The 22,023-nt window shown below is 70.3% G+C and carries 20 protein-coding genes; 8 read left to right on the top strand and 12 right to left on the bottom strand.

Annotated features, from left to right (window positions below):
- Positions 1-113: 113 nt before the first annotated feature.
- From ACFCZF_RS13910 to ACFCZF_RS13895, 4 genes are all read right to left on the bottom strand, one after another.
- Entirely contained in the window at positions 114-1,007 is an 894-nt protein-coding gene (locus ACFCZF_RS13910) for an alpha/beta fold hydrolase (protein ID WP_376671835.1), read from the bottom strand.
- Between the two features lie 69 nt (positions 1,008-1,076).
- Positions 1,077-2,156, bottom strand: a complete 1,080-nt coding sequence (locus tag ACFCZF_RS13905) for a methyltransferase (protein WP_376671834.1) — start codon at positions 2,154-2,156, stop codon at positions 1,077-1,079.
- On the bottom strand, positions 2,153-3,388 hold the full coding sequence (locus ACFCZF_RS13900) for an acyl-CoA dehydrogenase family protein (RefSeq protein WP_376671833.1): 1,236 nt from the start codon (positions 3,386-3,388) through the stop codon (positions 2,153-2,155). Before ACFCZF_RS13900 ends, ACFCZF_RS13905 begins: the two co-directional genes overlap by 4 nt.
- On the bottom strand, positions 3,385-4,155 hold the full coding sequence (locus ACFCZF_RS13895) for an NAD-dependent epimerase/dehydratase family protein (RefSeq protein ID WP_375922696.1): 771 nt from the start codon (positions 4,153-4,155) through the stop codon (positions 3,385-3,387). The genes ACFCZF_RS13900 and ACFCZF_RS13895 overlap by 4 nt, the downstream gene beginning before the upstream one ends.
- 194 nt (positions 4,156-4,349) lie before the next feature.
- Between ACFCZF_RS13895 and ACFCZF_RS13890 the strand changes: the two genes are divergently transcribed.
- Positions 4,350-5,468, top strand: a complete 1,119-nt coding sequence (locus tag ACFCZF_RS13890; RefSeq protein WP_310871151.1) for a nucleotide disphospho-sugar-binding domain-containing protein — start codon at positions 4,350-4,352, stop codon at positions 5,466-5,468.
- A 124-nt stretch (positions 5,469-5,592) separates the two neighbouring features.
- On the opposite strand, the gene ACFCZF_RS13885 is transcribed toward ACFCZF_RS13890, so the two are convergent.
- The 4 genes from ACFCZF_RS13885 to ACFCZF_RS13870 form a co-directional block, all read right to left on the bottom strand.
- A complete protein-coding gene (locus ACFCZF_RS13885; protein WP_376671881.1) occupies positions 5,593-7,209 on the bottom strand; it encodes an FAD-binding oxidoreductase in 1,617 nt (538 codons plus the stop codon).
- A 45-nt stretch (positions 7,210-7,254) separates the two neighbouring features.
- Positions 7,255-8,655 (bottom strand): activator-dependent family glycosyltransferase, encoded by a 1,401-nt coding sequence (locus ACFCZF_RS13880; RefSeq protein ID WP_376671832.1) that lies wholly within the window; start codon positions 8,653-8,655, stop codon positions 7,255-7,257.
- A 47-nt stretch (positions 8,656-8,702) separates the two neighbouring features.
- Complete coding sequence (locus ACFCZF_RS13875) at positions 8,703-9,920, bottom strand: methyltransferase domain-containing protein (RefSeq protein ID WP_375922704.1); 1,218 nt, start codon at positions 9,918-9,920, stop codon at positions 8,703-8,705.
- A gap of 67 nt (positions 9,921-9,987) precedes the next feature.
- Entirely contained in the window at positions 9,988-11,247 is a 1,260-nt protein-coding gene (locus ACFCZF_RS13870) for an aromatic ring-hydroxylating dioxygenase subunit alpha (protein WP_376671831.1), read from the bottom strand.
- Positions 11,248-11,455: 208 nt separating this feature from the next.
- Here ACFCZF_RS13870 and ACFCZF_RS13865 point away from each other — a divergent pair, with 208 nt between their 5' ends.
- The gene (locus ACFCZF_RS13865) at positions 11,456-12,175 is read left to right on the top strand and encodes a class I SAM-dependent methyltransferase (protein WP_375922710.1); all 720 of its coding nucleotides are present in this window, start codon (positions 11,456-11,458) and stop codon (positions 12,173-12,175) included.
- Between the two features lie 10 nt (positions 12,176-12,185).
- On the opposite strand, the gene ACFCZF_RS13860 is transcribed toward ACFCZF_RS13865, so the two are convergent.
- The 3 genes from ACFCZF_RS13860 to ACFCZF_RS13850 are packed head-to-tail and all read right to left on the bottom strand — an operon-like array spanning position 12,186 to position 13,924.
- A complete protein-coding gene (locus ACFCZF_RS13860) occupies positions 12,186-12,443 on the bottom strand; it encodes an acyl carrier protein (protein WP_376671830.1) in 258 nt (85 codons plus the stop codon).
- 56 nt (positions 12,444-12,499) lie between these two features.
- Complete coding sequence (locus ACFCZF_RS13855) at positions 12,500-13,435, bottom strand: NAD-dependent epimerase/dehydratase family protein (protein ID WP_376671829.1); 936 nt, start codon at positions 13,433-13,435, stop codon at positions 12,500-12,502.
- A gap of 51 nt (positions 13,436-13,486) precedes the next feature.
- Entirely contained in the window at positions 13,487-13,924 is a 438-nt protein-coding gene (locus tag ACFCZF_RS13850) for a nuclear transport factor 2 family protein (RefSeq protein WP_375922744.1), read from the bottom strand.
- 192 nt (positions 13,925-14,116) lie between these two features.
- Here ACFCZF_RS13850 and ACFCZF_RS13845 point away from each other — a divergent pair, with 192 nt between their 5' ends.
- Genes ACFCZF_RS13845 through ACFCZF_RS13830 form a run of 4 tightly spaced genes read left to right on the top strand, consistent with a single transcriptional unit; the run spans position 14,117 to position 17,823 of the window.
- Positions 14,117-14,896 (top strand): cyclase family protein, encoded by a 780-nt coding sequence (locus ACFCZF_RS13845; protein WP_376671880.1) that lies wholly within the window; start codon positions 14,117-14,119, stop codon positions 14,894-14,896.
- Positions 14,897-14,932: 36 nt separating this feature from the next.
- Positions 14,933-15,643, top strand: coding sequence for a class I SAM-dependent methyltransferase (locus tag ACFCZF_RS13840; RefSeq protein ID WP_376671828.1), 711 nt, complete (start codon positions 14,933-14,935; stop codon positions 15,641-15,643).
- 60 nt (positions 15,644-15,703) lie between these two features.
- Entirely contained in the window at positions 15,704-16,813 is a 1,110-nt protein-coding gene (locus ACFCZF_RS13835) for a DegT/DnrJ/EryC1/StrS family aminotransferase (RefSeq protein ID WP_376671827.1), read from the top strand.
- Positions 16,814-16,860: 47 nt separating this feature from the next.
- Positions 16,861-17,823: a Gfo/Idh/MocA family protein gene (locus tag ACFCZF_RS13830; protein ID WP_376671826.1), complete on the top strand. Its 963-nt coding sequence runs from the start codon at positions 16,861-16,863 to the stop codon at positions 17,821-17,823.
- A 23-nt stretch (positions 17,824-17,846) separates the two neighbouring features.
- Here the strand turns inward: ACFCZF_RS13830 and rfbA are convergent, their stop codons facing one another.
- The gene (gene rfbA, locus ACFCZF_RS13825) at positions 17,847-18,722 is read right to left on the bottom strand and encodes a glucose-1-phosphate thymidylyltransferase RfbA (protein WP_376671879.1); all 876 of its coding nucleotides are present in this window, start codon (positions 18,720-18,722) and stop codon (positions 17,847-17,849) included.
- 148 nt (positions 18,723-18,870) lie between these two features.
- On the opposite strand from rfbA, the gene ACFCZF_RS13820 reads away from it, so the two are divergent.
- Both ACFCZF_RS13820 and ACFCZF_RS13815 read left to right on the top strand, forming a co-directional pair.
- Complete coding sequence (locus ACFCZF_RS13820) at positions 18,871-19,647, top strand: TetR/AcrR family transcriptional regulator (protein WP_376671825.1); 777 nt, start codon at positions 18,871-18,873, stop codon at positions 19,645-19,647.
- Positions 19,648-19,938: 291 nt separating this feature from the next.
- Entirely contained in the window at positions 19,939-21,978 is a 2,040-nt protein-coding gene (locus tag ACFCZF_RS13815; RefSeq protein WP_376671824.1) for a M4 family metallopeptidase, read from the top strand.
- Positions 21,979-22,023: the final 45 nt, after the last annotated feature.

Genomic DNA, 22,023 nt, shown 5'->3' with positions numbered 1-22,023 from the left:
CCTAGGGGGTGTCGTTTGGATCATGCCGGGATCGGGGGGGGGGGGGACCACCCCCCCCCCCCTTTTTTTCTGTTTCCCCGTTCCCCCCCCTCCCCCCCCCCCCCGGCGCACCTTCACCCGTGCCCGAGTACGTGCCCGAGTACGGCCTCGGCGAGCGGCCGGTGCACAGAGGTCGGCAGCGCGTGCCCCATTCCCTCGATCTCCACCAGGTCCGAGCCCGGGATCAGGTCGGCGAGGTGGCGACCGTGCGGCGGCGGGGCGATCGGGTCCTGCGTCGCCTGGATCACCTGGGTGCGGACGTGGACGTCGCGCAGCTCGGAGGCGCGCTCGCGGGGCGGTGGCTGTACCGCGTAGTGCGCCTGCGGCTCACGGAGGGAGCCCGAGTGATCGATGGCCTGCCGTTCCCACCGCCGGAAGTCCGCCTCGCCGAAGGGGGTCTCGTCCCCCGAGAACAGCTTCCACCGGCGCACCCGTCGGTCCAGTTCCGCCTCCACGCCGTCCACGTCCTCGTTCATGACGGCAAGCGCCTCCAGGAACCGTTCCTGCGGCAGCGGAAGACCGTCGACCGAGGGCTCTTTCGCGAAGGCGCGGCGGATGTTGCCGGGGAAGTCGACGTCGAGCGCTCCGCTCAGCATCATCGACATGCTCAGCATCCGCTGCGGGTGGTCCAGCGCGATCAGCTGGCACAGGACGGCACCCATCGACATCCCCACGAAGTGGGCCTGTTCGATCTCCCATCCGTCGAGCACCGCGACGGCGTCGGCGGCCAGCTGGAGGTATCCGTACGGGCGCTCCGCCACGTCCCAGCCGGTGGAGCGCCCCACCCCCCAGTGGTCGTAGCGGATCACGTGCAGGCCGCCGGCGGCGAGCCGTTCGACGAACTCGGTCGGCCAGCTCATCGCCGTCAGGTTCCCGCCCGCCACCAGAAGCAGTGCGGGGTCCGCGCGGTCTCCGAAGTCCTCGCTCCACAGCTCCACGTCCTTCGACGTGACGACACGTTGTGCCACTGGCGCATTCCTCTCAGTCCAGGAACCCTCGGTTCCGTTGGTCGTCGGTCGTGTTGCGCGCGGACGGCCTCAGCGCGGCGCCAGCTCCCAGAGGCAGGAGTCCAGCGGCACGTTGGGCGATACCAGGGGCCCGGTCTTGGAGACGATGTCGAGACCCGCGGCGTCGGCCAGGTCGGCCCACTCGCGGTCGGTGCGGACCCGGCCGCCGAGGAACACCAGCATGCGCATGTCCAACACGCTGAAGTACAGGTCGGACGTCCGCGTCCCGCCGGGCGGTGCCTCCGCCCTCTCCAGCAGGACGATCCGGCCGCCGGGCCGCAAGGCCTCACGGCAGCGCGCCAGGATCCGCGACGCGTCCGTGTCCGACCAGTTGAGGAGGACGAACGACAGCACCACGACATCGGCGGACACCGGCAGTTCGTCGAAGAAGTCACCACCGACGATGTCGATACGGCCGTCCATTCCGGCCGCCACGATGCGCTCGCGCGCCCGGGCCGCCGCCCCGGGCAGGTCCAGCAGGGTGCCACGTGTCTCGGGCGCCGCCCGCAGGATGGCGCTGAGCAGACCGCCCGGCGCGCCGCCGACGTCGAGCACGTGCCGCGCCCGGCTCCAGTCGTACGCGGCGACGGGAGCGGCGAAGGCCGCGTCCTCCCGGGTCGTCATCAAGGTGTCGAACGAGGCGCCGAGTTCGTCGTCCGCTGACAGGTCGCCCCAGAACGGTGCGCCGTAGCGGGCCTCGTACTGCGGCAACCCGGTGCGCACCGCCTCGCGCAGATCGAGGAACGTCAGGTCCGCTCGTCCGACGGCCTGGTCCAGGTCGAGCCAGGAACGCTGGCGTGACGGGTCGTCGTCGGCGAGCAGGTCCCCGATGCGGGTCGGGACATAGCGGCCGGGCCCGGACTCCTCCAGGACGCCGGCTGCCGCCAGGTGCCGCATCAGCCGCGCCAACGCGTCGGCGTCCGCTCCGGTGGCTCGGGCGAGCGCCTCCGGGCTCGTGACGCCCGCGCGCAGGTGGTCGACCAGCCGCAGCGTCGCCGCGACCCGCAGCGCCATCGGAGTCACCAGGTTCGACATCCGGACCAGGGCGTCGACGGGCCGTTCGGCCCCGCCGGATCCGCTTGCGTCCGTGCCGCCGTCCGTGCCGCTCACGACGCGCCGCCTTCCCCGTCCGTACCGAGCGCGTACGCGCTCAGGTGGTCGACGGCGTCGGCGTAGGTGAAGGGCTGCATGAACCAGCCCGCGCGTACGTCGCGGTAGTGACGGGACAGTGGGTGGTGGGCAGTGAACGATGCCCCGCCCACCAGGGTCATGCAGTCCTCGACGATGCTCGCCGCGGTGCGGTTGACGATGAGCTTCGCGTACTGGAAGGGAGCCATCATCAGCCGGCCGCGTTCGCCGGGATCGTCCGTTGTCCGGTGCGCGTGGTGGTCGGTGCTGGTCAGTGCCGCCGCGAGCGCCGTGCGAAGGGTGTACAGCTTCACGTCGAGTTCGGCCACGAGGGTACGGACCGCTGCCGCCGGCTGCCCGCCGCGGCGGGTGATGCCCGCGACGGTGAAGTCGCGTGCCGCCTGTGCGATGCCGGCGTACACGCCGAGCAGTCCGATCGAGCTGACGGTCTGGCCCGCCATCGCGGCGTCGTTGCGGACGCCGACCGGGCCCCGCAGGAAGACGTCGGCCGCTGGGACGGGACAGTCCTGGAAGAGGACCTCGGTGCTGGCGGAGGCCCGCATCCCCATGCCGTTCCAGTTGTCCGGAGCCTTCAGACCGAGGGCGTCGGCGGGCAGGAAGGCGGAGGCGAGCAGCGGGCGGCCGGAGGTGGGACGGGTCTGTGCCGCGACGACGAAGTGCGTGGCGAACGGGGCCATGCTGACCAGGATCTTCCGCCCCACCAGCCGCCAGCCGCCGTCGGCCGCGGGGACCAGTTCGGTCGTGACTCCGGCGTCCTTCAGTGCGCCACTGATCAGTGCCTTCTCCGTGCCCATCAGCCGCAGCAGCCGCTCGGCCAGGGCGCGCCCCGTGTCGCTGCCGTGCTCGCGCTCGTACGACATGGTGATCCCGCGGCTGAACTGCATGTGCAGCGACAGCGCGACGGACGCGTCGGCCTCGGCGATGCGTTTCACGGCGAGGCACACGTCGTGGAGGCTGCGCACGCCCAGTCCGCCGAACTCACGCGGCACGGTCGCGCCGAGTACGCCGTCGGCGGCCAGGCGCTGAAACGCGTCGAGCGGGAAGGTGCCGTCGCGGTCGTGCCCGGTGGCGGCGGACGCCATGCCCGGCAGGTGTCTGCCCAGTATCTCCAGCAGTGCGTGGCCCTCGGGCGTGAGCGGTCCGGCGAGGGTTCCCGCCGATGCCCGGCCCGTGCTGTCGGCCTGTTCCGTCATGGATTTCCTGTCCCTTCCGTCCGGACGGCGTCCACGGTGCGCGCCGCCGCCAGATACCGGTCGATGGCGGTCCGGTGATAGCCCGGTCCGAAGCCCAGCCGGTCGACCTCGGGAATCAGCCGACGCAGTTTCCGCACCGAGGGGCAGTGCTCGATGCTGTTGTCGGTGACCTGCCACTGGGCCGAGACACCGAGCCTGCGTTCGAGGTGCCGCACGATGGTGGTGACCTCCACGCAGTCCCCGGAGGCGACGTTCACGGTCTCGTCGCACACCTCGGTACGCAGGAGGGCGTCCACGACGGTGACGAAGTCGGACACGTGGAGCATGTCTCGGCGCGCCCCGCGCTGGACGCGCACTCGGCCGGCCAGCACCTGGGTGAGGAGAGCGGCGAGAAGGCGGAAGCCGGGTTCGTCCGGGCCCAGCACATAGCCGAGCCGCAGGATGAGGTGACGCGCCCCGGAGGCTTTGATCATCCGTTCGAGGTCCAGCTTGTGCTGGCCGTAGCGGGTGGAGGCGACCGGCGGGCCGCTCTCGTCGCCCGGGCCGCCGGGTCCGCCGTACATGCTGACGGTGGAGAAGAACACGAGCATGCGGTCGCGCCTCAGGCAGTGCTGGATCGTGTCGTCGACGAGCCTGGTCTCACGCCGGTGTTCGGTGTCGGGCAGCGGGTGGGTGGGCACGCCCGCTGCCAGCACCGTCGTTCCGGGGTGCTCGGTCGAGAGCGGTGCGAGATGGCGTGCGAGGAACCCGTTCCCGATGATCTCCATCTGACAAGGCAGTCCTTCGGCTCGCTGGGGGCACCGACCTTCGCAGCCAGGTGTCGAGGGACGCTCGAAAGTGCTCGGACACCTGGGCGAGGCCCGGTCGGGAAGCCGGTACAACAAGGCTCCGCGCACCTTCAAGGACGCGGGTGGAAGGTGGCCTCACCCACCCCATCTCTCTTGTGACGCGAGGAGTTCCCATGCGCGTTCTGTTCGTCAGCTCCCCGGGGCTGGGGCACATCTTCCCCACCGTGCCCCTGGCGCACGCGCTGACCGCGGCGGGCCACGACGTGCTCTACGCCCAGGGCGGTGACGTCGACTCGGTGGCCGCCGCGGGCGTCAACGTCATCGATGTGACCCCCGGACTCGACTACGCGACGGTGTTCCGGCCCGAGGAGATCGACTTCAGCGTCGACGGCGGGGACGAGTTCGTCGCCGCGCTCTTCGCGAAGGTCTCGGGCGTCACCGTCGACCGGGTGGTGGAGGTCGCCCGCACCTGGTCCGCGGATCTGATCGTCCACTCACCTCTGCAGGGTGCCGGCCCGCTGGCGGCGGGAGCGCTCGCGGTGCCCGCCGTGTCCGTGGTCACCGGCCCGGCCGACAGCGCGCCGCGTATCGACGGGCTGCTGCGCGACCACATGAAGGAGCACTATCTGCGGCACGAGGTCCCGCCGGAGCCGATGCCCGGTTTCCGGCTCAACTCGATGCCGCGGAGCCTGCTGGAGCTGCTTCCGGAACAGGTGCGTGGGGCCGACGACGTACCGATGCGCTATGTGCCCTTCAACGGCAACGGCGAGTTGCCCGGCTGGCTGCTGGAGCCGCCGCGGCGGCCGAGAATCGCCGTCACCCTGGGCTCGATCGCCGGTCTCTGGGGCGGCCTGGCCGTGCTGGCGCCGCTCGTCGCCGCGGCGGCGGACACGGACGCGGAGTTCGTCGTCACGCTCGGCGGCGGTGACCCCGCGCTGCTGGGTGAACTGCCCCCCAATGTGCGGACGGTGGACTGGCTCTCCCTCGCACCGCTGCTGACGACCTGCCGCGGGCTGATCCACCACGGTGGGTCGGGCACCTCGGCGGTGGCGATGGCTCTCGGTGTCCCGCAGTGCGTGATGCCGCTCAGCCCTGACCAGAAGGACAACGAGCGCGCCGTCGTCGAGCGGGGCATCGCGATCGGGGCGACGGCCGAGACCGTCGGCACGGCGGAGTTCCGGGGTCTGCTGGAGAACGAGGAACTGCGCCGGGCCGCGGCCGAGGTGCGCGACGAGGCGGCGGCGATGCCGTCTCCCGCCGCGCTGGTCAGGCGGCTGGAGTCCCTGGTGTGAGGGAGCTCCCTGGTGTGAGGGAGCTCCCTGGTGTGAGGGAGCTCCCTGGTGTGAGGGAGCTCCCTGGTGTGAGGGAGCTCCCTGGTGTGAGGGAGCGAGGCCGGCGGGCCGCCCGCGCCTGGTGTCAGCGGCCCGGCGGCCGGACGGACATGGCGTGGCTGAACACGTTCGCGGGGTCCCACCGCGCCTTGACCCGCTGGAGCCGCGGGTAGTTGTCCCGGTAGTAGAGGGTGTGCCACGGCACTTGGGACTTGTTCCACCGGGGGTCGGTCAGGTCGGCGTCCGGATAGTTGATGTAGGCCCCGCCGTTGGCCGCGTCGGGTACCGGGACGCCGCCCGTGTCCGCGTAGACGTCCCGGTACAGATCGCGCACCCAGGCCAGTTGCGCGTCGCCGGAGACGCCGGGCCACCACGAGGTCTCGTACGTCGCGCTGAACAGGCAGTCGCGGTGCGGGATCGCGGTCGCCGACGCCGGGACCGTGTTGATCCGTCCGCCGAGAGTGGAGAGGTACACGGCCGACGCCTGGTGGTCGTCCCCGCCCTGGGTCAGGTAGCGATGGAGGGTCCGTATCTGTGCTTCCGTCCAGGCGGTGCGCAGGAGCCCGGCCTTGGACTTGAAGGGGTATCGGCCGCCGGCGTACGGGTCCACGGTCAGCGTGGACTTCATCCACAGCGCGGTCGACTCCTCGGTGTCGTGACGCACCCCGGTGTCCGCCGTGACAGCCGCGACGTACTCGTCGAGCAGCTTCTTGCCGTGCGGCAGGGATCCGTCCACGTTGGCCACGAGGGTGAACCGTCCGGTCGCCCGGTGGTTGAGGATGAACCAGCTGCTGAGCGGTGCGTAGCGGGAGTCGGTGCCGGACTCCTTCTCGTGCCAGACGCCGTGGTTGCGCAGGATCCGGACGAACGCGGACTCGGTCATGTCCGCCCATGACCAGCCGATGGTGACGGAGCGGATCGTCGCCGGGGGGCGGGGCAGCAGGCTGGTGGGATCACCGCCGCGCGCGCCGGGTGAGCGCATGAGGTAGCGGGTGACGATGCCGAAGTTCCCGCCGCCTCCGCCGGTGTGGGCCCACCACAGGTCGTGGTGGGGGTCGTCGGGGTCGCGGGTGGCCAGCACCGTGCGGGCCCGCCCGCGCCGGTCGGCGACGACCACCTCGACGCCGTGGAGGTGGTCCGCGACCAAGCCGTGGTGACGGGACAGCCCGCCGTATCCGCCGCCCGCGAAGTGTCCGCCGACGCCGACGCTGGGACACGCGCCGGCCGGTACAGTGACGCCCCAGCCCAGGTAGAGGGTGCGGTACACGTCACCGAGCGTCGCGCCCGACTCGATGGCGAAGGCGCGGTGCGCCGGGTCGTAGCCGATGGACTTCATCTCGGACACGTCGACGACGACCTGTACCGCCGGGTCGTCGACGAAGTTCTCGAAGCAGTGTCCGCCGCTGCGGACGACGATCCGTCTGCCCGTCCGCAGGGCGTCGTTCACCGCGGCGACCACGTGGTCGGCGCGGTGGACGAGGCGGATGGACTCCGGACGGCCGGAGAAGCGACCGTTGTAGCCTCTGGCGTTCAGTTCGGCGTAGCGCGGGTCGTCCGGCCCGACGTCGGTGGCCGGGGGCGCCGGAAGACAGCCGGCGGCCCCGGTTTCCGCCGCCCCGGCCGTACCGGCACCGGTAAGTGCCATGGCACCGCCGGCCGCGGCGCCGCCCGCGAGAAATCCACGGCGCGAGAAATCCTTCACTGCCACTCCCCGTATCGTTGTCGGTCACCCGGTCCGTCCGGGTGGTCAGGTCTGTAGGGGCTCCGGCCCGGCGCCGCGCCGATCGGCCGCCGCCAGCTCTTCGAGGACCGGCACGACGGCGCTGGGCGCGGGCATGTCCTTCGCCTCCCGGCGCAGTGCGGTGGCGGCGTCGGCGAAGGAGCGGTCACCGAGCAGCCGCCTGAGCATGCCGCGCAGCATCCCGGCATCGGCCCGCTCCGGTTCCGCGACCCGCAGCCCGGCACCGCGCTCCTGGAGGAGGCGTGCCTTGTGGTCGGTGTCCCACACCCCGTCGGGCAGGATCAGCTGGGGGACTCCGCAGCTCAGCGCGGTGTTGAAGGTCCCCGCACCGCCGTGGTGGATCACCGCCGAGCAGCTGGGCAGCAAGGTCTCCAGCGGGACGAAGTCCACCACACGCACGTTGTCGGGCACCTCGGTGACGGACGCGAGCTGGGCCTTGTTCAGGGTGGCCACGACCTCGACGTCCTCTCCGGCCACGGCCGCGAGCACCTCGCCCAGCGGCACCCGGTCAGCGCCGAGCAGCTCACGGTGCGAGACCCCGAGCGTCAGGCAGACCCGCTTGCGCTTTGGTGGTTCGCGGAGCCAGCCGGGGAGGACGGAGCTGCCGTTGTGGGTCACGATCCGCATCGGTACGCGGTCCACCCCGACGGGGAAGCGCAAGGACGGCGGCAGCGGGTCGATGGTGCGCTGCCCGACGACGAGGTCCTCGCCGAACTCCCCGCCGTACCGCCGCATGGTCCAGCCCAGCCACTCCTCCATCGGGTCCTCCCGCTGTCCCGGGGGCAGCCGGCGCACCGCGTCGAGGTAGGACTCCCGCATCCGGCCGATCAGGTCCAGGCCGAACAGGAGCCGGACGTGGGCCGCACCGCTGGCCCGCGCCGCGACGGGGCCGGCGAAGGTGAGCGGGTCCCAGACCACCAGGTCGGGCTGCCACCAACGGGCGTGGCGCACCAGGTCGTCGACCATGGCCGGCGCGGAGTACTGCTGGAAGACATGGGTGGTCATCGCCGTGAAGACGCCGTGCATGTACGCGTACGACAGTTTCTCCGGGCGGATCTCGGTCATGTCCGTCCAGTACTCGAAACGCTCGGCCAGGGCGCGGTGGTCGTCGCCGGTCTCGTCCCAGCCTCCGGAGTCCTGCGCCGCGGGTTCACCGGCCCCTTGGTCCACACCGGCGTCACCGGGTCCGCCCGGCCCGTCGTGCGTCTCGTACGACTCCATCTGTGCCATCAGGTCGAGCGCGGCACCGGCCGTCACGGCGGTCAGCCCGGCGCCCTTGATGTCGTCGGCGAGGTCGGGCTGGCCGGCCATCTGGACCTCGTGGCCGGCTGCCCGAAGTGCCCACGCCAGCGGGACCTGCGCGAACAGGTGGGACTTCGCGGTGTGTGTGGTGAACAGAACCCTCATCGGGCACCTTCCTCGGCCGGCGTGGTCGGAGCGGGGGAGCGGTGTCCTCACACCACCCGGATGTCCGGGACGTAGAGGATCCATTTGCCACCCGAGGCCCGGAACTGCTGTTCCTTGGCGATGATCTCGTCGGCGTGGTTCCAGGCGAAGAGCACGGCGTAGTCGGGGTAGGGGTTCTCGAACTCCTCCCGCGGCCGCACCGGTATGTGCGAGCCCGGCGTCAGCCGCCCCTGCTTGTTGGGGGTGGTGTCGGAGATGAACGAGACGAGGTCGGGCCCGATGCCGCAGTAGTTGGCCACGGTGGCGCTCTTGGCCGTGGCCCCGTATCCGACGACCGTACGGCCGTCGGCCCGCAGCTTGCGGAGCAGGGCGACCAGTTCGTCGCGGGCCCGCTCCACCCGGCCGACGAACCCGTTGAGGCTCCGCAGGTCCGACAACCCGCGCTCCCTTTCACGGCGCAGCAACGCCGCGACCGCGGGCGAGGGGGTGCGCCGTCCCGCTCGGGCGATGGTGTAGCGGACCTCGCCGCCGTGAACGGGCAGCCGTTCCGCGTCGACCAGTTCGAAGCCGAACCGCTTGGCCATGGCGCTGACGGAGGAGACGGAGAAGAAGTAGTAGTGCTCGTCGTAGATCTGGTCGAAGGCGGCGAGGTCGACGATGTCGGCGAGGTAGGGGTCCTCGAAGACGAACACTCCGTCCGGTGCGAGCAACGCGTCCACTCCCCGGAAGATCGAGTCCAGGTAGGGAATGTGGCAGATCGTGTTGGCCGCGAAGATGACCTGCGCGTGCCCCTCGGTCTTGCGGATCTCGTCCGCCGTCGACTCCTGGAAGAACTCGGTGATGACCCGTACACCCTGACGGCGTGCCAGGTCGGCCACGCTCTGCGACGGTTCGACGCCCAGGTGCCGCACCCCGGCCTCGGCCGCGGTACGGAGCATGACGCCGTCGTTGCAGCCCAGCTCGACGAGGAAGGGGTCCTTCCCGTCGAGCTCGGTCTCCAGGAAGTGCTGTGCGGTCCTCTCGAAGTGCCGGCGCATGACGGAGGACCCGGACGACAGATACGGATAGTGGCCGTTGAACATCAGGTGGCGCGGCACTTCCTCGGTGAGCTGCACCATGGTGCAGTCCCCGCAGACGCCGACCGCCAGCCGGAAGAAGAACTCGTCGCCGAGGTACTCGGGCTCCAGGAGTCCACTGGAGAGCGGCTGCTGACCGAAGTCCATGAACTCGTGCAGCCGACCGCCGCAGATCCGACAACTGAGCATGGTGGAAGCCCTCTCCCTCGAGTGATGGTGTGACGATCGTTCTGGCGTGCGGCTGCGGCCGACGGGCTCACAGATCCCCGGGCCAGTCGTCGTCGTCGCGCAGCAGGGCCCTGGCCAGGCTCTGGTAGAAAGCGACGACGCCGGGTTCCTTGGGGCTCAGATGGCCGCGGCCGGCGAAGCGTGACCCCACCGCCCGCTGCACGGCCTCCAGGCCGTGCCGGTCCTCACTGTTGATCATGCCCGCGTACGACTCGGCCTGCCGGCGCATCTCGTCGAGGTCGGCACCATCCAGCGCGGCACGCGGCACGAGGATCCCGCCGCGGACGAGTGTCCGGTCGATCGTCTGCGGGATGAGGCTGAGCCAGATGACCATCTCGCCGGCCGCGGCCAGGCTCGCCGCGGGGAAGACGAAGAAGCCGTACAGATGGGCCTTCTCCTCGGCGGTCAGCGGCAGGACGTAGGCGTCCTGCGGCTTGGCGAACCGGATGAGCAGACGCAGCGCCCAGGGAGAGTCGACCCGCACGTCCGTGTCGGACCCGCCGGGCGTCGACGGCCCGAGGGTCTCCGGGTGGAAGCCCAGCACGTGGTAGTTCTCGTGGGCGTTCTCGACCGCGACCTTCCAGTTGCAGGCCCACTCCTCGCTCCAGGACCCGAGCTGCGCCATGTCGTCGAGCCGGTAGTTGGTCAGGTCGTCGGAGATACGGCTCAGCCGGGGAGCGAGGGGGGCGGCGGCCGCGTCGAGGTTCACGTACACGAACCCGTGCCACTCCTCCACCGCGAAGGCCGGCAGCCGGCAGCTCCGGGGGTCGAAGTCGGGGTTCTTGCGCATATGGGTCGCGCCGATGAGTCGACCGTCGAGTCCGTACCGCCACAGGTGGTACGGGCAGGTGAAGGATTCGGCGCTGCCGACGGCGCCGGATTCGACGAGCGGCATCATCCGGTGCCGGCAGATCGGTGACATGCCGTGCAGCACACCGTCGGCGTCACGGGTGACCACCACCTGCTCGCCCGCGATGTCGAACGAGACGTAGCTGTTCGGCTCGGCGAGGTCGTCACGGTGGGCGACGAGCACCCAGGAGCGCCCGAACACCCGGGTGCGTTCCAGCTCGTACAGCTCGGGTGAGGTGAACGCGCGCGGCGGGAGGCTGAGCTGGGGCGCCAGTTCCAGGTAGCGGCGCAGTTCGTCCAGTAGTGCGGCGACCTCGCCGGACGGCGACCCGGTGTGCTCACCACCGCGGCTGCCGTCGACCGCACCGTCGTGACCGTCGCGCGCCGCGCCCGGGCTCGTCTCGCCGGAGGTCCGGCCTGTACTCACGTCTGCGCTCACGGTGGGACTCCAACCTGTGCCGCGGGTACCTGGTGTCCCGACCGTGGCAAACCGGATTCGAACCCCGCTCGACAGCGCACTCGGTCGCCACGACGGGCCCCGGAGCCCCGTACGTCCAGCCGGTCTCCGGCATTCTTCTAGCAGGCCGCCCGACGATCGGTGCTTCCGGTCCCCTGCCCCTGCCGAGCCCGCAACGAATGAGGTCGTCGTGTACGGAGCCGAACTCGCCGAGATCTACGAGCTGATCCATCGCGGCCGCGGCAAGGACTATCTCCGGGAGGCGGCGGAGGTGGAGCGACAGGTGCGCAAGCGCAGGCCGGGTGGAGCCACCCTGCTCGACGTCGCCTGCGGCACCGGAGCGCATCTGCGCTGCTTCGACGAGCTGTTCGACGAGGTGGCCGGACTGGAGCTGTCCGAGCCGATGGCCCGGTTCGCACAGGCGGCGCTTCCGCACGTGCCCGTCCATGTGGGCGACATGCGGGACTTCGACCTCGACCGCACGTACGACGTCATCACCTGCATGTTCGGCTCGATCGGCTACCTGCTGACGGAGTCCGCCCTGACCGGCGCGCTGCGCCGCTTCGCACGGCACCTGACGCCCGGCGGGGTGCTGGCTGTCGACCCGTGGTGGTTCCCCGAGACGTACCGGCAAGGTCATGTCGCCGGTAGCACGGTGACGGTCGGGGAGCGGACCGTGTCGCGGGTCTCCCATTCGGTACGGGAGGGAGCGGCGTCCCGGATGAACGTGCACTACCTGGTCGCCGACGGCGCGTCGGGGGTACGGCACTTCCACGAGACGCACCTGATCGGCCTGTTCTCCCAGGAGCAGTACGAGGCGGGGTTCGCGGCCGCCGGTTTCGACGTCGACTACGTCCCCGTCGAGCCCGCCGGCCGCGGCCTCTTCGTCGGCGTCCGGCCCGCCGACTGACCCGGCGGGTTCAGGGTCGTCGGGTCAGTTGCTCGTTGGCCTGGTCGAGGAACTCGTTCAGCGTCCGGATCCGGCTTTCCGCGTCCGGCATGCCGATCGAGTACTTCCGCTCGACCTGGCTGATCGCCTCCAGCAGGGCGAGTGAGTCGTACCCCAGGGCGTTCAGCTCGACCTCACCGACGTCCTCGCTCTGCAGATCGATCCCCTCCGCCTCGCCGGCGCACTGGCGGAATATCTCGACCAGCACCGGCAGGGTGAGCTCGCTCATCACACACACCTCTCTGCTTGCAGGGAAGGAATCGCGCGCCACCGGGCGACGGGGACTCAGCCCGCCGCCTCCCACATGTCGCGCAGGGAGTCGCGCAGAGCGATGGCCGGACGCCAGCCCAGCACCCGTTCCGCGTGACGGATGTCGGCCTTCGTCCAGCCGCCGCCCTTGCTCTCCACCGGACCGCCGGCCTCCTTGATCGTCTCGGGCGGGAATCCGGCCGCCTCGACCAGCGTCATCACCAGCTCCCGCATCGTCGGTGCCGCACCGCGTCCGATGTTGAACACCGTGCCGGAGGCCACCCCGTCCGCGGCCCGCAGGACCGCCGTGGCGACGTCGCGTACGTCGACGTAGTCGCGGGCGGCGTCCGCGATCGTCAGTTCCAGCCGCTCCCCGGGCGTCGCCCCACGCAACCGGTGCAGCACGGCGCCCAGGAAGCTCGCTTCCGACGGGTGGGGCCCGCAGACATTGACGGCGCGCAGCACGACCGCGTCGACGTCCCCGGCACGGGCCGCCTCCAGTACGGCCTGCGAGCCGGCCAGTTTGGTACGGGCGTACGGCGTACGAGGATCCGGCGCCCACGACTCGTCGATGCTGGTGCCGGGCGGCACGAAACCGTACTCGTGGATGCTGCCGACGTGGACCACGCGCGGGCGTGCGGGCAGCGCCGCGACCGCGGCGAGCATTCTGTCCACCAGCCGCACATGGGCGTGGTGCATGGCCTCCTCGGTCACCGCCCAGCCGCCGGTGGCGTTCACCACGACCTCCACCTTGCGCGAGGCGAGGAGTTCGGTGATCTCCGCCGGATCCGCCGATGCCACGTCCAGCGGGACGAAGGGATGACCGGCGGCGTGCGGCGCGAAAGACCGGGCGACGCCGAGGACCTCGCGGCCCTCGCGCGAGAACACAGCGCTCACCTGTCGTCCGATGCCGCCGGTCGCGCCCAGCACGGCGACCGTACCGGTCCGGCTCATGTCACCCGGGACCACCACACGACCCCCTCCTCGCTGCCCTCGATCGTCCTGTCTCTTCCCCGCTCCGGGTCACGGGTGTCGGTCGTCACGCGTGACCCGGCGTTCACGCACCTTCAGTTCGCCGTCCACCCGCACCAGCACGTCGTCGCACACGCACATCAGATGGAGCCGAGGACTGCCGCCCCGGGGCGTGGCGATGATCTGCGCGTACGAACGGACGCTCAGCTCACCGTCCTGGCGCGGCTCGACCGACACCATGCTGAGCAGGTGCCGGTGCACCTCACCGGCCTCGGCCAGTGCCGCGGCGGCCTTGTTGACCCCCGTGGCCAGCGCGTGCCGGCCCACGACGGGTTCCGGCAGCGAGGGCGGCGCGAACGAGCCGTCCTCGGTGAAGGTCAGCGCCCATCCCTCGCCGTCCCCGGCGTCCAGCAGATGCATGTGGTGGGCGTAGAACTGCTGCACTTCGGCATAGACGGCCTCGACCGACGACGAGTTGCCCGTGGTCACTGCCACCGCGTCCTCCTCAGGCTGGTCCCGTTCGGGTCCGAACAGGGGGTACCTGCGCACGATTCCCGACACCGTTCGACATCGGCTCGACCGCGACGCACGGGAGCCGAGCGAGGTTTGAGCGCTTCTCCGTTCGTACGGAGCAGGATCTGGCTCGTCGGCGCAGCGGTGAGTACCGGAGTGGAGGCCCGTGTGCGGTTGATCGACCTGTCATCGGCAGTGGATGCCACGGCCTACGAACCGGATCCCATGGTCCACGAGGTACTGACGCCCCGCCAGGGGGCGGAGCACATGAGCTCGGAGATGCGCGAGCACTTCGGGATCGAGTTCGACCCTGACGAGCTGCCCGACGGGGAGTTCCTGTCGCTCGACCGGATCACCCTGACCACACACACCGGCACGCACGTCGACGCTCCCTCGCACTACGGCTCCCGGGCCGGGTACGGCGACGGCACCCCGAAACACATCGACCGGATGCCGCTGGAGTGGTTCTGCAACCCGGGATTCGTGGTCGACCTCACCGACGCGCCGACCGGTGTCGTCGGCGCGGAGCGGCTGGAGAAGGAGTTCGAGCAGATCGGCCGTACGCCGATGCCGCTGGACATCGTCCTGTTGCGCACCGGTGCCTCGGCGCGGGCGGGCACACGGGAGTACTTCACCGAGTTCGCCGGACTGGACGGTGCGGCCGTGCACCTGCTTCTGGACCTGGGGGTGCGGGTGATCGGGACGGACGCGTTCAGCCTGGACGCGCCGTTCACCGACATCATCGAGCGGTACCGGCGCACAGGTGATCGTTCGGTGCTGTGGCCGGCCCACTTCGCCGGCCGCGACCGGGAGTACTGCCAGGTGGAGCGCCTGGCGAACCTCGACGCCCTGCCCGCGCCGTACGGGTTCACCGTCGTGTGCTTCCCCGTGAAGATCGCGGGTGCGGGTGCCGGCTGGACCAGGGCGGTCGCCATGGTCGACGAGTGACCGAGGGCCCCACGACCGACCTCGACAGGAGAGCGGATGTACGGACAGGAGTTGGCGGAGGTCTACGAGATCTTCTACCGCAGCCGGGGCAAGGACTGGCCGGCGGAGGCCGCCCACGTCACCGAACTGGTGCGGACACGGTGTCCGGAGGCGGAGTCCCTGCTCGACGTGGCGTGTGGCACCGGCGCGCACCTGGAGACGTTCGGAACGCGGTTCAAGCACACCGAGGGCTTGGAGATCGCGGAGCCCATGCGAGAGCTGGCGCGTCAGCGACTGCCGGAGGTGACCGTGCACCCCGGCGACATGCGCGCCTTCGACCTCGGCCGCACCTTCGACGCGGTCGCGTGCATGTTCTGCGCCATCGGTTATCTGGGCACGGTGTCCGACATGCGGGACGCGGTGCGGTCGATGGCTCGCCATCTGCGCCCGGGTGGTGTGCTCGTCATCGAACCGTGGTGGTTCCCCGAGAACCATATCGAGGGCTATGTCGCCGGCGACCTCGGGCGGGAGAACGGCCGTACGGTGGCCCGGATCTCGCACTCGACCCTCCAAGGCCGCGCGACACGGATGGAAGTGCGTTTCCTGGTCGGCGACCGCGACGGCATCCGGGAGTTCACCGAAGTCGACGTGCTCACCCTCTTCACCAAGGACGAGTACCTCACGGCGTTCACCGACGCGGGGTGCACCGTCGAGTATCTTCCCGGCGATCCGACCGGCCGCGGTCTGTTCGTAGGCGTACGGCAGTGAGTACGGCAGTGAGCGGCGGCCAGGCCCATGTCCGAGACGAGCGGAGAAACTGACTCACCCATGACCACTTACGTATGGGACTACCTGCGCGAGTACGAGAACGAGCGGGAGGACATCCACGACGCGATCGAGACCGTGCTGCGGTCCGGGCAGCTGGTACTCGGCGCCAGCGGACGCGGCTTCGAGGAGGAGTTCGCCGCCTACCACGGAGCCGGGCACACGGTGGGAGTCGACAACGGCACCAACGCGATCAAGCTGGGGCTTCAGGCGATCGGCGTGGGGCCCGGCGACGAGGTGATCACCGTCTCCAACACCGCGGCACCGACCGTGGTGGCCATCGACTCGGTGGGAGCGACGCCCGTCTTCGTCGACATCCACCCCGACACGTACCTGATGGACGTCGAGCAGGTGGCCGCCGCCGTCACTCCGCGCACCAAGTGTCTGCTCCCGGTACATCTCTACGGCCAGTGCGTCGACATGACGGCGTTGCGTGCGGTGGCGGACGAGCACGGTCTGCTGGTCTTCGAGGACTGCGCGCAGGCCCACGGCGCCCGCCGCGACGGGCAGCTCGCCGGTACCTGGGGGGCCGCGGCCGCCTTCTCCTTCTACCCCACCAAGGTGCTCGGGACGTACGGCGACGGTGGCGCGGTCCTCACCTCGGACCCGAACGTGGACGCCAGTCTTCGGCGGCTGCGGTACTACGGCATGGAGGAGCGCTACTACGTCGTGCGCACGCCCGGGCACAACAGCCGCCTGGACGAGCTGCACGCGGAGATCCTGCGCCGCAAGCTGCGCCGGCTCGACACGTACGTCGAGGGCCGGCGTGCGGTGGCGCGCCGCTACGCCGAGGGACTCGCCGACACCGATCTGGTGCTGCCGTCGGTCGCGCCGGGCAACGACCACGTCTACTACGTCTACGTGGTGCGCCATCCTCGGCGCGACGCCGTCATCGAGGCCCTCAAGGGCTACGACATCTCGCTGAACATCAGCTACCCGTGGCCGGTCCACACCATGACCGGCTTCTCCCACCTCGGCTACGCGAAGGGGTCCCTGCCGGTCACCGAGACGGTGGCCGACGAGATCTTCTCGCTGCCCATGTACCCCTCGCTGGACCCGGCGGTGCAGGACAAGGTCATCGGTGCACTCCACGACGTCCTGGCCACGCTGTGAGTTCTGCCCCCACCGGGCGGGACGGCGCCGCGGGCGGGACGGTTCGCATGGGTGTGCTCGGCTGCGCGGACATCGCGCTGCGTCGGATGCTCCCGGCCATCGCGGCGGCCGACTCGGCCGAGCTCGTCGCGGTGGCCAGCCGGGACGCCGCCAAGGCGGAGCGGGTCGCGGCCCGGTTCGGTTGCGCCGGTGTCAAGGGCTACCGGGCGCTGCTGGAGCGGGACGACATCGACGCGGTGTACGTCCCCCTCCCGCCCGCACTTCACTTCGACCAGGTGGCCGAGGCGCTGCTGGCGGGCAAGCACGTGCTGTGCGAGAAGCCGCTGTGCACGACCCGGGCGGAGGCCGCCGAGCTGATGGAGCTCGCTCGGCGGCACCGCCGGACCCTCGCCGAGAACTTCATGTTCCTGCACCACTCCCAGCACGCCGGGGTCCGGTCACTCGTCGACGCCGGTGCCATCGGCGAGTTGGAGGTCCTGTCCGGCTCGTTCGGCGTACCGCCGCTGGACCCCACGGGGTTCCGGTACGTCCCCTCGCTCGGCGGCGGCGCACTGCTGGACGTCGGTGTCTACCCGCTGCGGACCGTGCAGATGTACCTGTCCGGCGAGCCGGAGGTGCTGGCGGCCACCCTCCGGGTGGACGACGCGACCGGGGTGGACGTGGCGGGTACGGCCCTGCTGTGCGCCTCCGACGGGGTCGCGGCACAGCTCGAGTTCGGCTTCCGGCACTCGTACCGGTCACGCTATGCGCTGTGGGGCGGCGAGGGGCGGCTCTCGGTCGAGCGGGCGTACACCCCTCCGGAGCAGCTGAAGCCGGTGGTCCGGCTCCAGCAACAGGACCGGCTGACCGAGCTGGCGATGCCCGCGGACCACCAGGTGCGCAATGCGCTGGCCGCGTTCACCGCCGCCGTCCTCGCCGGCCGGGACGGTCCGGTCGGCGAGGACGAATCGCTGCTCCAGGCACGGCTGGTCGAGGACGTCCGGAAGGTCGCCAGGGTCGTCACCGGCTGATTCCTCCCCCTCGGCCCCTGCCCTCAGACCCGCATCTCCTCGGCGATGGACATGACGTACTGCCCGTACCCGGACCCGCTGATCTCCTCGCCCAGCCGGTGGCACGCCTCGGCGTCGATGAACCCCATCCGCAGCGCGACCTCCTCGATACACGCGATACGGCACCCCTGGCGTTCCTCCAGCGTCCCCACGTACTGGCTGGCCTGGAGAAGGGATTCCGGTGTGCCCGTGTCGAGCCAGGCGAAACCGCGGCCCAAGTCGACGAGCTTGGCCTCGCCCTGCTCGACGTAGAACCGGTTCACATCGGTGATCTCCAGTTCACCCCGGGCCGACGGCGTGATGTTCTTGGCGATGTTGACCGCTCGGTCGTCGTAGAAATAGAGGCCCGTGATGGCGCGGTTGGACCGCGGCCGCGCGGGCTTCTCCTCTATGGAGATGAGTTTGCCGTCGGCGTCCACCTCGCCGACCCCGTACCGCTGCGGGTCGTGCACCGGGTAGCCGAACAGGACACAGCCCCGCACGTCCCGGGACTCCTGGGCCAGCACGTCGGAGAAACGAGGACCGTGGAAGATGTTGTCGCCCAGGATCAGCGCGACCGAGTCCGTGCCGACGTGATCGGCACCGATGAGCAGAGCCTCGGCGATGCCGGCCGGCTCGGCCTGCTCCGCGTAGCCGATGTTCATCCCGAGCCGGGACCCGTCGCCGAGGAGGGTACGGAAACGCGGCAGGTCATGAGGGGTCGCGATGACGAGGACGTCCCTGATGTCCGCGAGCATGAGAATCGACAGCGGATAGTAGATCATCGGCTTTCCACCGACGGGCAGTAACTGCTTGGATACTGCACGAGTAATCGGATAAAGCCTGGTTCCGGCGCCACCGGCCAGAACGATGCCTTTCACCAAGACCACCTTCCAGAACACGGGGAAAGCAGTGTTTCCGGTGATCTTCGTAGGCTCCTCAAGTCCCGCTCGCAGCCGAGTCAAGAAGGCAGCGATATCCGGAAACACACCATCGCCGGTTTCCTTTCCGGTAATTAACCTGATGCCCATGAGCCGAACGGGGAACAACACGGAGACCAGCGGCGGCGGAGACGTCGTCCGCACTCTCGAGTTGCTGTGGGACTCGGGTCGGCGCCCCGGCCGCGGGCCCAGACCGGGGCTGACGCTGGACCAGATCGTGGCAGTGGCCATCCGGATCGCGGACGCGGACGGCCTGGAGGCCGTATCGATGCGCAGGATCGCCACGGAGTTGGGCATCGGCACGATGTCGCTGTACCGGTATGTGCCGGGCAAGGGCGAGTTGCTCGACCTGATGCTGGACCGCTGCCTGCGGACGGGCGAGGACACGGACACCCTCGGTACGGACTGGCGCACGACTCTGGAGCGTCTCGCCCGCGAGAGCCTCGCCCTCTACCGGCTCCACCCCTGGTTGCTCCGGGTCAACCGGTCCCGTCCGGTGCTCGGCCCGGGCACCGTCGACAGCATGGAAAGGGTGATCTCCCGCATCCACCCCATGGGCCTGCGCGACCCCGAACTGGTTTCGGTGGTCACCATGATCGATTCCTACGTCACCGGGGCCGCCCGCATCCAGTTGTACGCGCAGGAGGCGGAGCGCCGGACCGGTCTGACGGATGCCGAGTTCTGGGCGGCCCAGGCGCCGTTCCTGAAGGAAGTCACGGCCGGCGGCCGCTTCCCCATGGTCGCCTCGCTCTCCGAGGATTCCTTCAGCCCCGACTTCGACCACTTCGCATTCGGGTTGCAGCGGATCCTGGACGGGGTCGAGGCGTTCGTCGAGCGCTGCGGCCCCGAGCCCGGTACTGACTGATCGGGCAGTCAGTACCGCACCCAAGCATCCCCTCCGTATATCGAACATGAACGCCCGGACAACGAACCATTTCCGGCCAACTTCCTGACGCGCTCCTGACAGAAGGCGCGTTCTCCTGCCACTCTTCCCACGGCCGCTCCACAGCGCCCCCCAGCTTCCCCATCAGCGCTGCGCGGCGGTCAGCTCCTGGCATGTGGTTTCTGCGTACCGAACCAGTACCGCCCGGCCGGCCCACCCGCCGGCCGGTCTCCCCTGGCCGCGCGACCCGCGGCCACGCAGAAGGAGTCAGTGTTGAGCAGCAGCACTCCCCACAGACGCACCTCCCACACCGCGTCCCGCACCACCCACCGCCGCGCCGCCGCCGTCGCCCTGGCCGGTGTCGCCGCGCTGATCGCCACGGCGGTCCAGTCCGGCGCCGCCACCGCGGCTCCCCGGCAGGCCCCCGTTCCGGGCGCCGAGTCCGTCAAGCTCACCCCGGCCCAGCGCGCCGAACTGATCCGTGACGCCGACGCCGCCAAGGCGCGCACGGCCGACGAACTCGGCCTGGGCGCCAAGGAGAAGCTGGTCGTCCGCGACGTGGTCAAGGACCGCGACGGCACCGAGCACACACGCTACGAGCGCACCTACGACGGACTGCCCGTCCTCGGCGGCGACCTGGTCGTCACCACCGACGCCGGGAAGACCGAGCGGGTCGTGAAGGCCACGCCGAAGGCGATCAAGCCGGCCACCGTGACGCCGAAGATAGCCGCCGGCAAGGCCGAGCAGCAGGCCGTGTCCGCCGCGAAGGCCGCCGGCACCGAGCAGGCCGAGGCCGACCGCGCCCCGCGCAAGGTGATCTGGGCGGCGAACGGCGCCCCGGTCCTGGCGTACGAGACGGTCGTGGGCGGCCTCCAGGAGGACGGCACCCCGAACGAGCTGCACGTGGTCACCGACGCCGCCACCGGCGCCAAGCTCTACGAGTACCAGGCGATCCACAACGGCACCGGCAACACCATGTACAGCGGCACGGTGACGCTGGGCACCGCGCGGTCCGGCTCGTCGTACACGCTGACCGACACCGCGCGCGGCAACCACAAGACGTACAACCTCAACCGGGGCACCTCCGGCACCGGCACCCTCTTCTCCGGCCCCGACGACGTGTGGGGCAACGGCAGCCCGTCCAACGCGGAGACCGCCGCCGCCGACGCCCACTACGGGGCCGCGCTGACCTGGGACTACTACAAGAACGTCCAGGGCCGCTCCGGTATCCGCGGTGACGGCGTGGGCGCGTACTCCCGGGTCCACTACGGCAACAACTACGTCAACGCCTTCTGGTCGGACGGCTGCTTCTGCATGACGTACGGCGACGGCTCGGGCAACGCCAACCCGCTGACCTCCATCGACGTGGCCGCGCACGAGATGACGCACGGCGTCACCTCCAACACCGCGGGCCTGATCTACAGCGGCGAGTCCGGCGGGCTCAACGAGGCCACCTCGGACATCTTCGGCGCGGCCGTCGAGTTCCACGCGAACAACTCCAACGACGTCGGTGACTACCTCATCGGCGAGGAGATCGACATCAACGGCGACGGCACTCCGCTGCGCTACATGGACAAGCCCAGCAAGGACGGCGCGTCCAAGGACTCCTGGTACTCGGGGATCGGCAACATCGACGTCCACTACTCGTCCGGCCCGGCCAACCACTTCTTCTACCTGCTGAGCGAGGGCAGCGGCACCAAGACCATCAACGGTGTCACCTACGACTCGCCCACCTCGGACGGCCTCCCGGTCGCCGGCATCGGCCGCGAGAAGGCGGCGAAGATCTGGTTCCGCGCGCTGACCACGAAGTTCACGTCGACCACCAACTACGCGGCGGCGCGCACCGGCACCCTCGCGGCCACCGGTGAGCTGTACGGCACCGACAGCACCGAGTACAAGGCGGTGCAGGACGCCTGGGCCGGCATCAACGTCGGCGCGCGCTCGGGCGGCGGCGGTGGCGGCGGCACCTCCTTCGAGAACGCCGCCGACGTGGCGATCCCGGACAACGGCGGGGCGGTCACCTCGTCGGTCGCCGTGACGGGCCGGGCGGGCAACGCGCCCGCGAACCTCCAGGCCGCGGTGGACATCAAGCACACCTGGCGCGGTGACCTGGTGGTCGACCTGCTGGCCCCGGACGGGACCGCGTACCGCCTGAAGAACTCCAGTTCCTCCGACTCGGCGAACGACGTCAACCAGACGTACACGGTGAACGCCTCCTCGGAGACCGCCAACGGCACCTGGAAGCTGCGCGTCCAGGACGTGGCGTCCCGGGACACCGGGTACATCAACTCCTTCAAGCTCACCTTCCCGTAGGCCCCGCGCGGGGCTCCGCTCCGGTCATGGCCTGAGGGCGGCACC

This window comes from Streptomyces sp. NPDC056296 (assembly GCF_042268605.1).
Classification (GTDB): Bacteria; Actinomycetota; Actinomycetes; order Streptomycetales; family Streptomycetaceae; genus Streptomyces.
This window is presented reverse-complemented; position numbering and strand designations above follow the sequence as displayed.

Bases quoted from the DNA above. Each gene is read 5' to 3' on its own strand.
- ACFCZF_RS13900 (WP_376671833.1), bottom strand. From the start codon at position 3,388: ATGACGGAACAGGCCGACAGCACGGGCCGGGCATCGGCGGGAACCCTC.
- ACFCZF_RS13895 (WP_375922696.1), bottom strand. From the start codon at position 4,155: ATGGAGATCATCGGGAACGGGTTCCTCGCACGCCATCTCGCACCGCTC.
- ACFCZF_RS13890 (WP_310871151.1), top strand. From the start codon at position 4,350: ATGCGCGTTCTGTTCGTCAGCTCCCCGGGGCTGGGGCACATCTTCCCC.
- ACFCZF_RS13880 (WP_376671832.1), bottom strand. From the start codon at position 8,655: ATGAGGGTTCTGTTCACCACACACACCGCGAAGTCCCACCTGTTCGCG.
- ACFCZF_RS13875 (WP_375922704.1), bottom strand. From the start codon at position 9,920: ATGCTCAGTTGTCGGATCTGCGGCGGTCGGCTGCACGAGTTCATGGAC.
- ACFCZF_RS13860 (WP_376671830.1), bottom strand. From the start codon at position 12,443: ATGAGCGAGCTCACCCTGCCGGTGCTGGTCGAGATATTCCGCCAGTGC.
- ACFCZF_RS13840 (WP_376671828.1), top strand. From the start codon at position 14,933: ATGTACGGACAGGAGTTGGCGGAGGTCTACGAGATCTTCTACCGCAGC.
- ACFCZF_RS13835 (WP_376671827.1), top strand. From the start codon at position 15,704: ATGACCACTTACGTATGGGACTACCTGCGCGAGTACGAGAACGAGCGG.
- ACFCZF_RS13830 (WP_376671826.1), top strand. From the start codon at position 16,861: ATGGGTGTGCTCGGCTGCGCGGACATCGCGCTGCGTCGGATGCTCCCG.
- ACFCZF_RS13820 (WP_376671825.1), top strand. From the start codon at position 18,871: ATGAGCCGAACGGGGAACAACACGGAGACCAGCGGCGGCGGAGACGTC.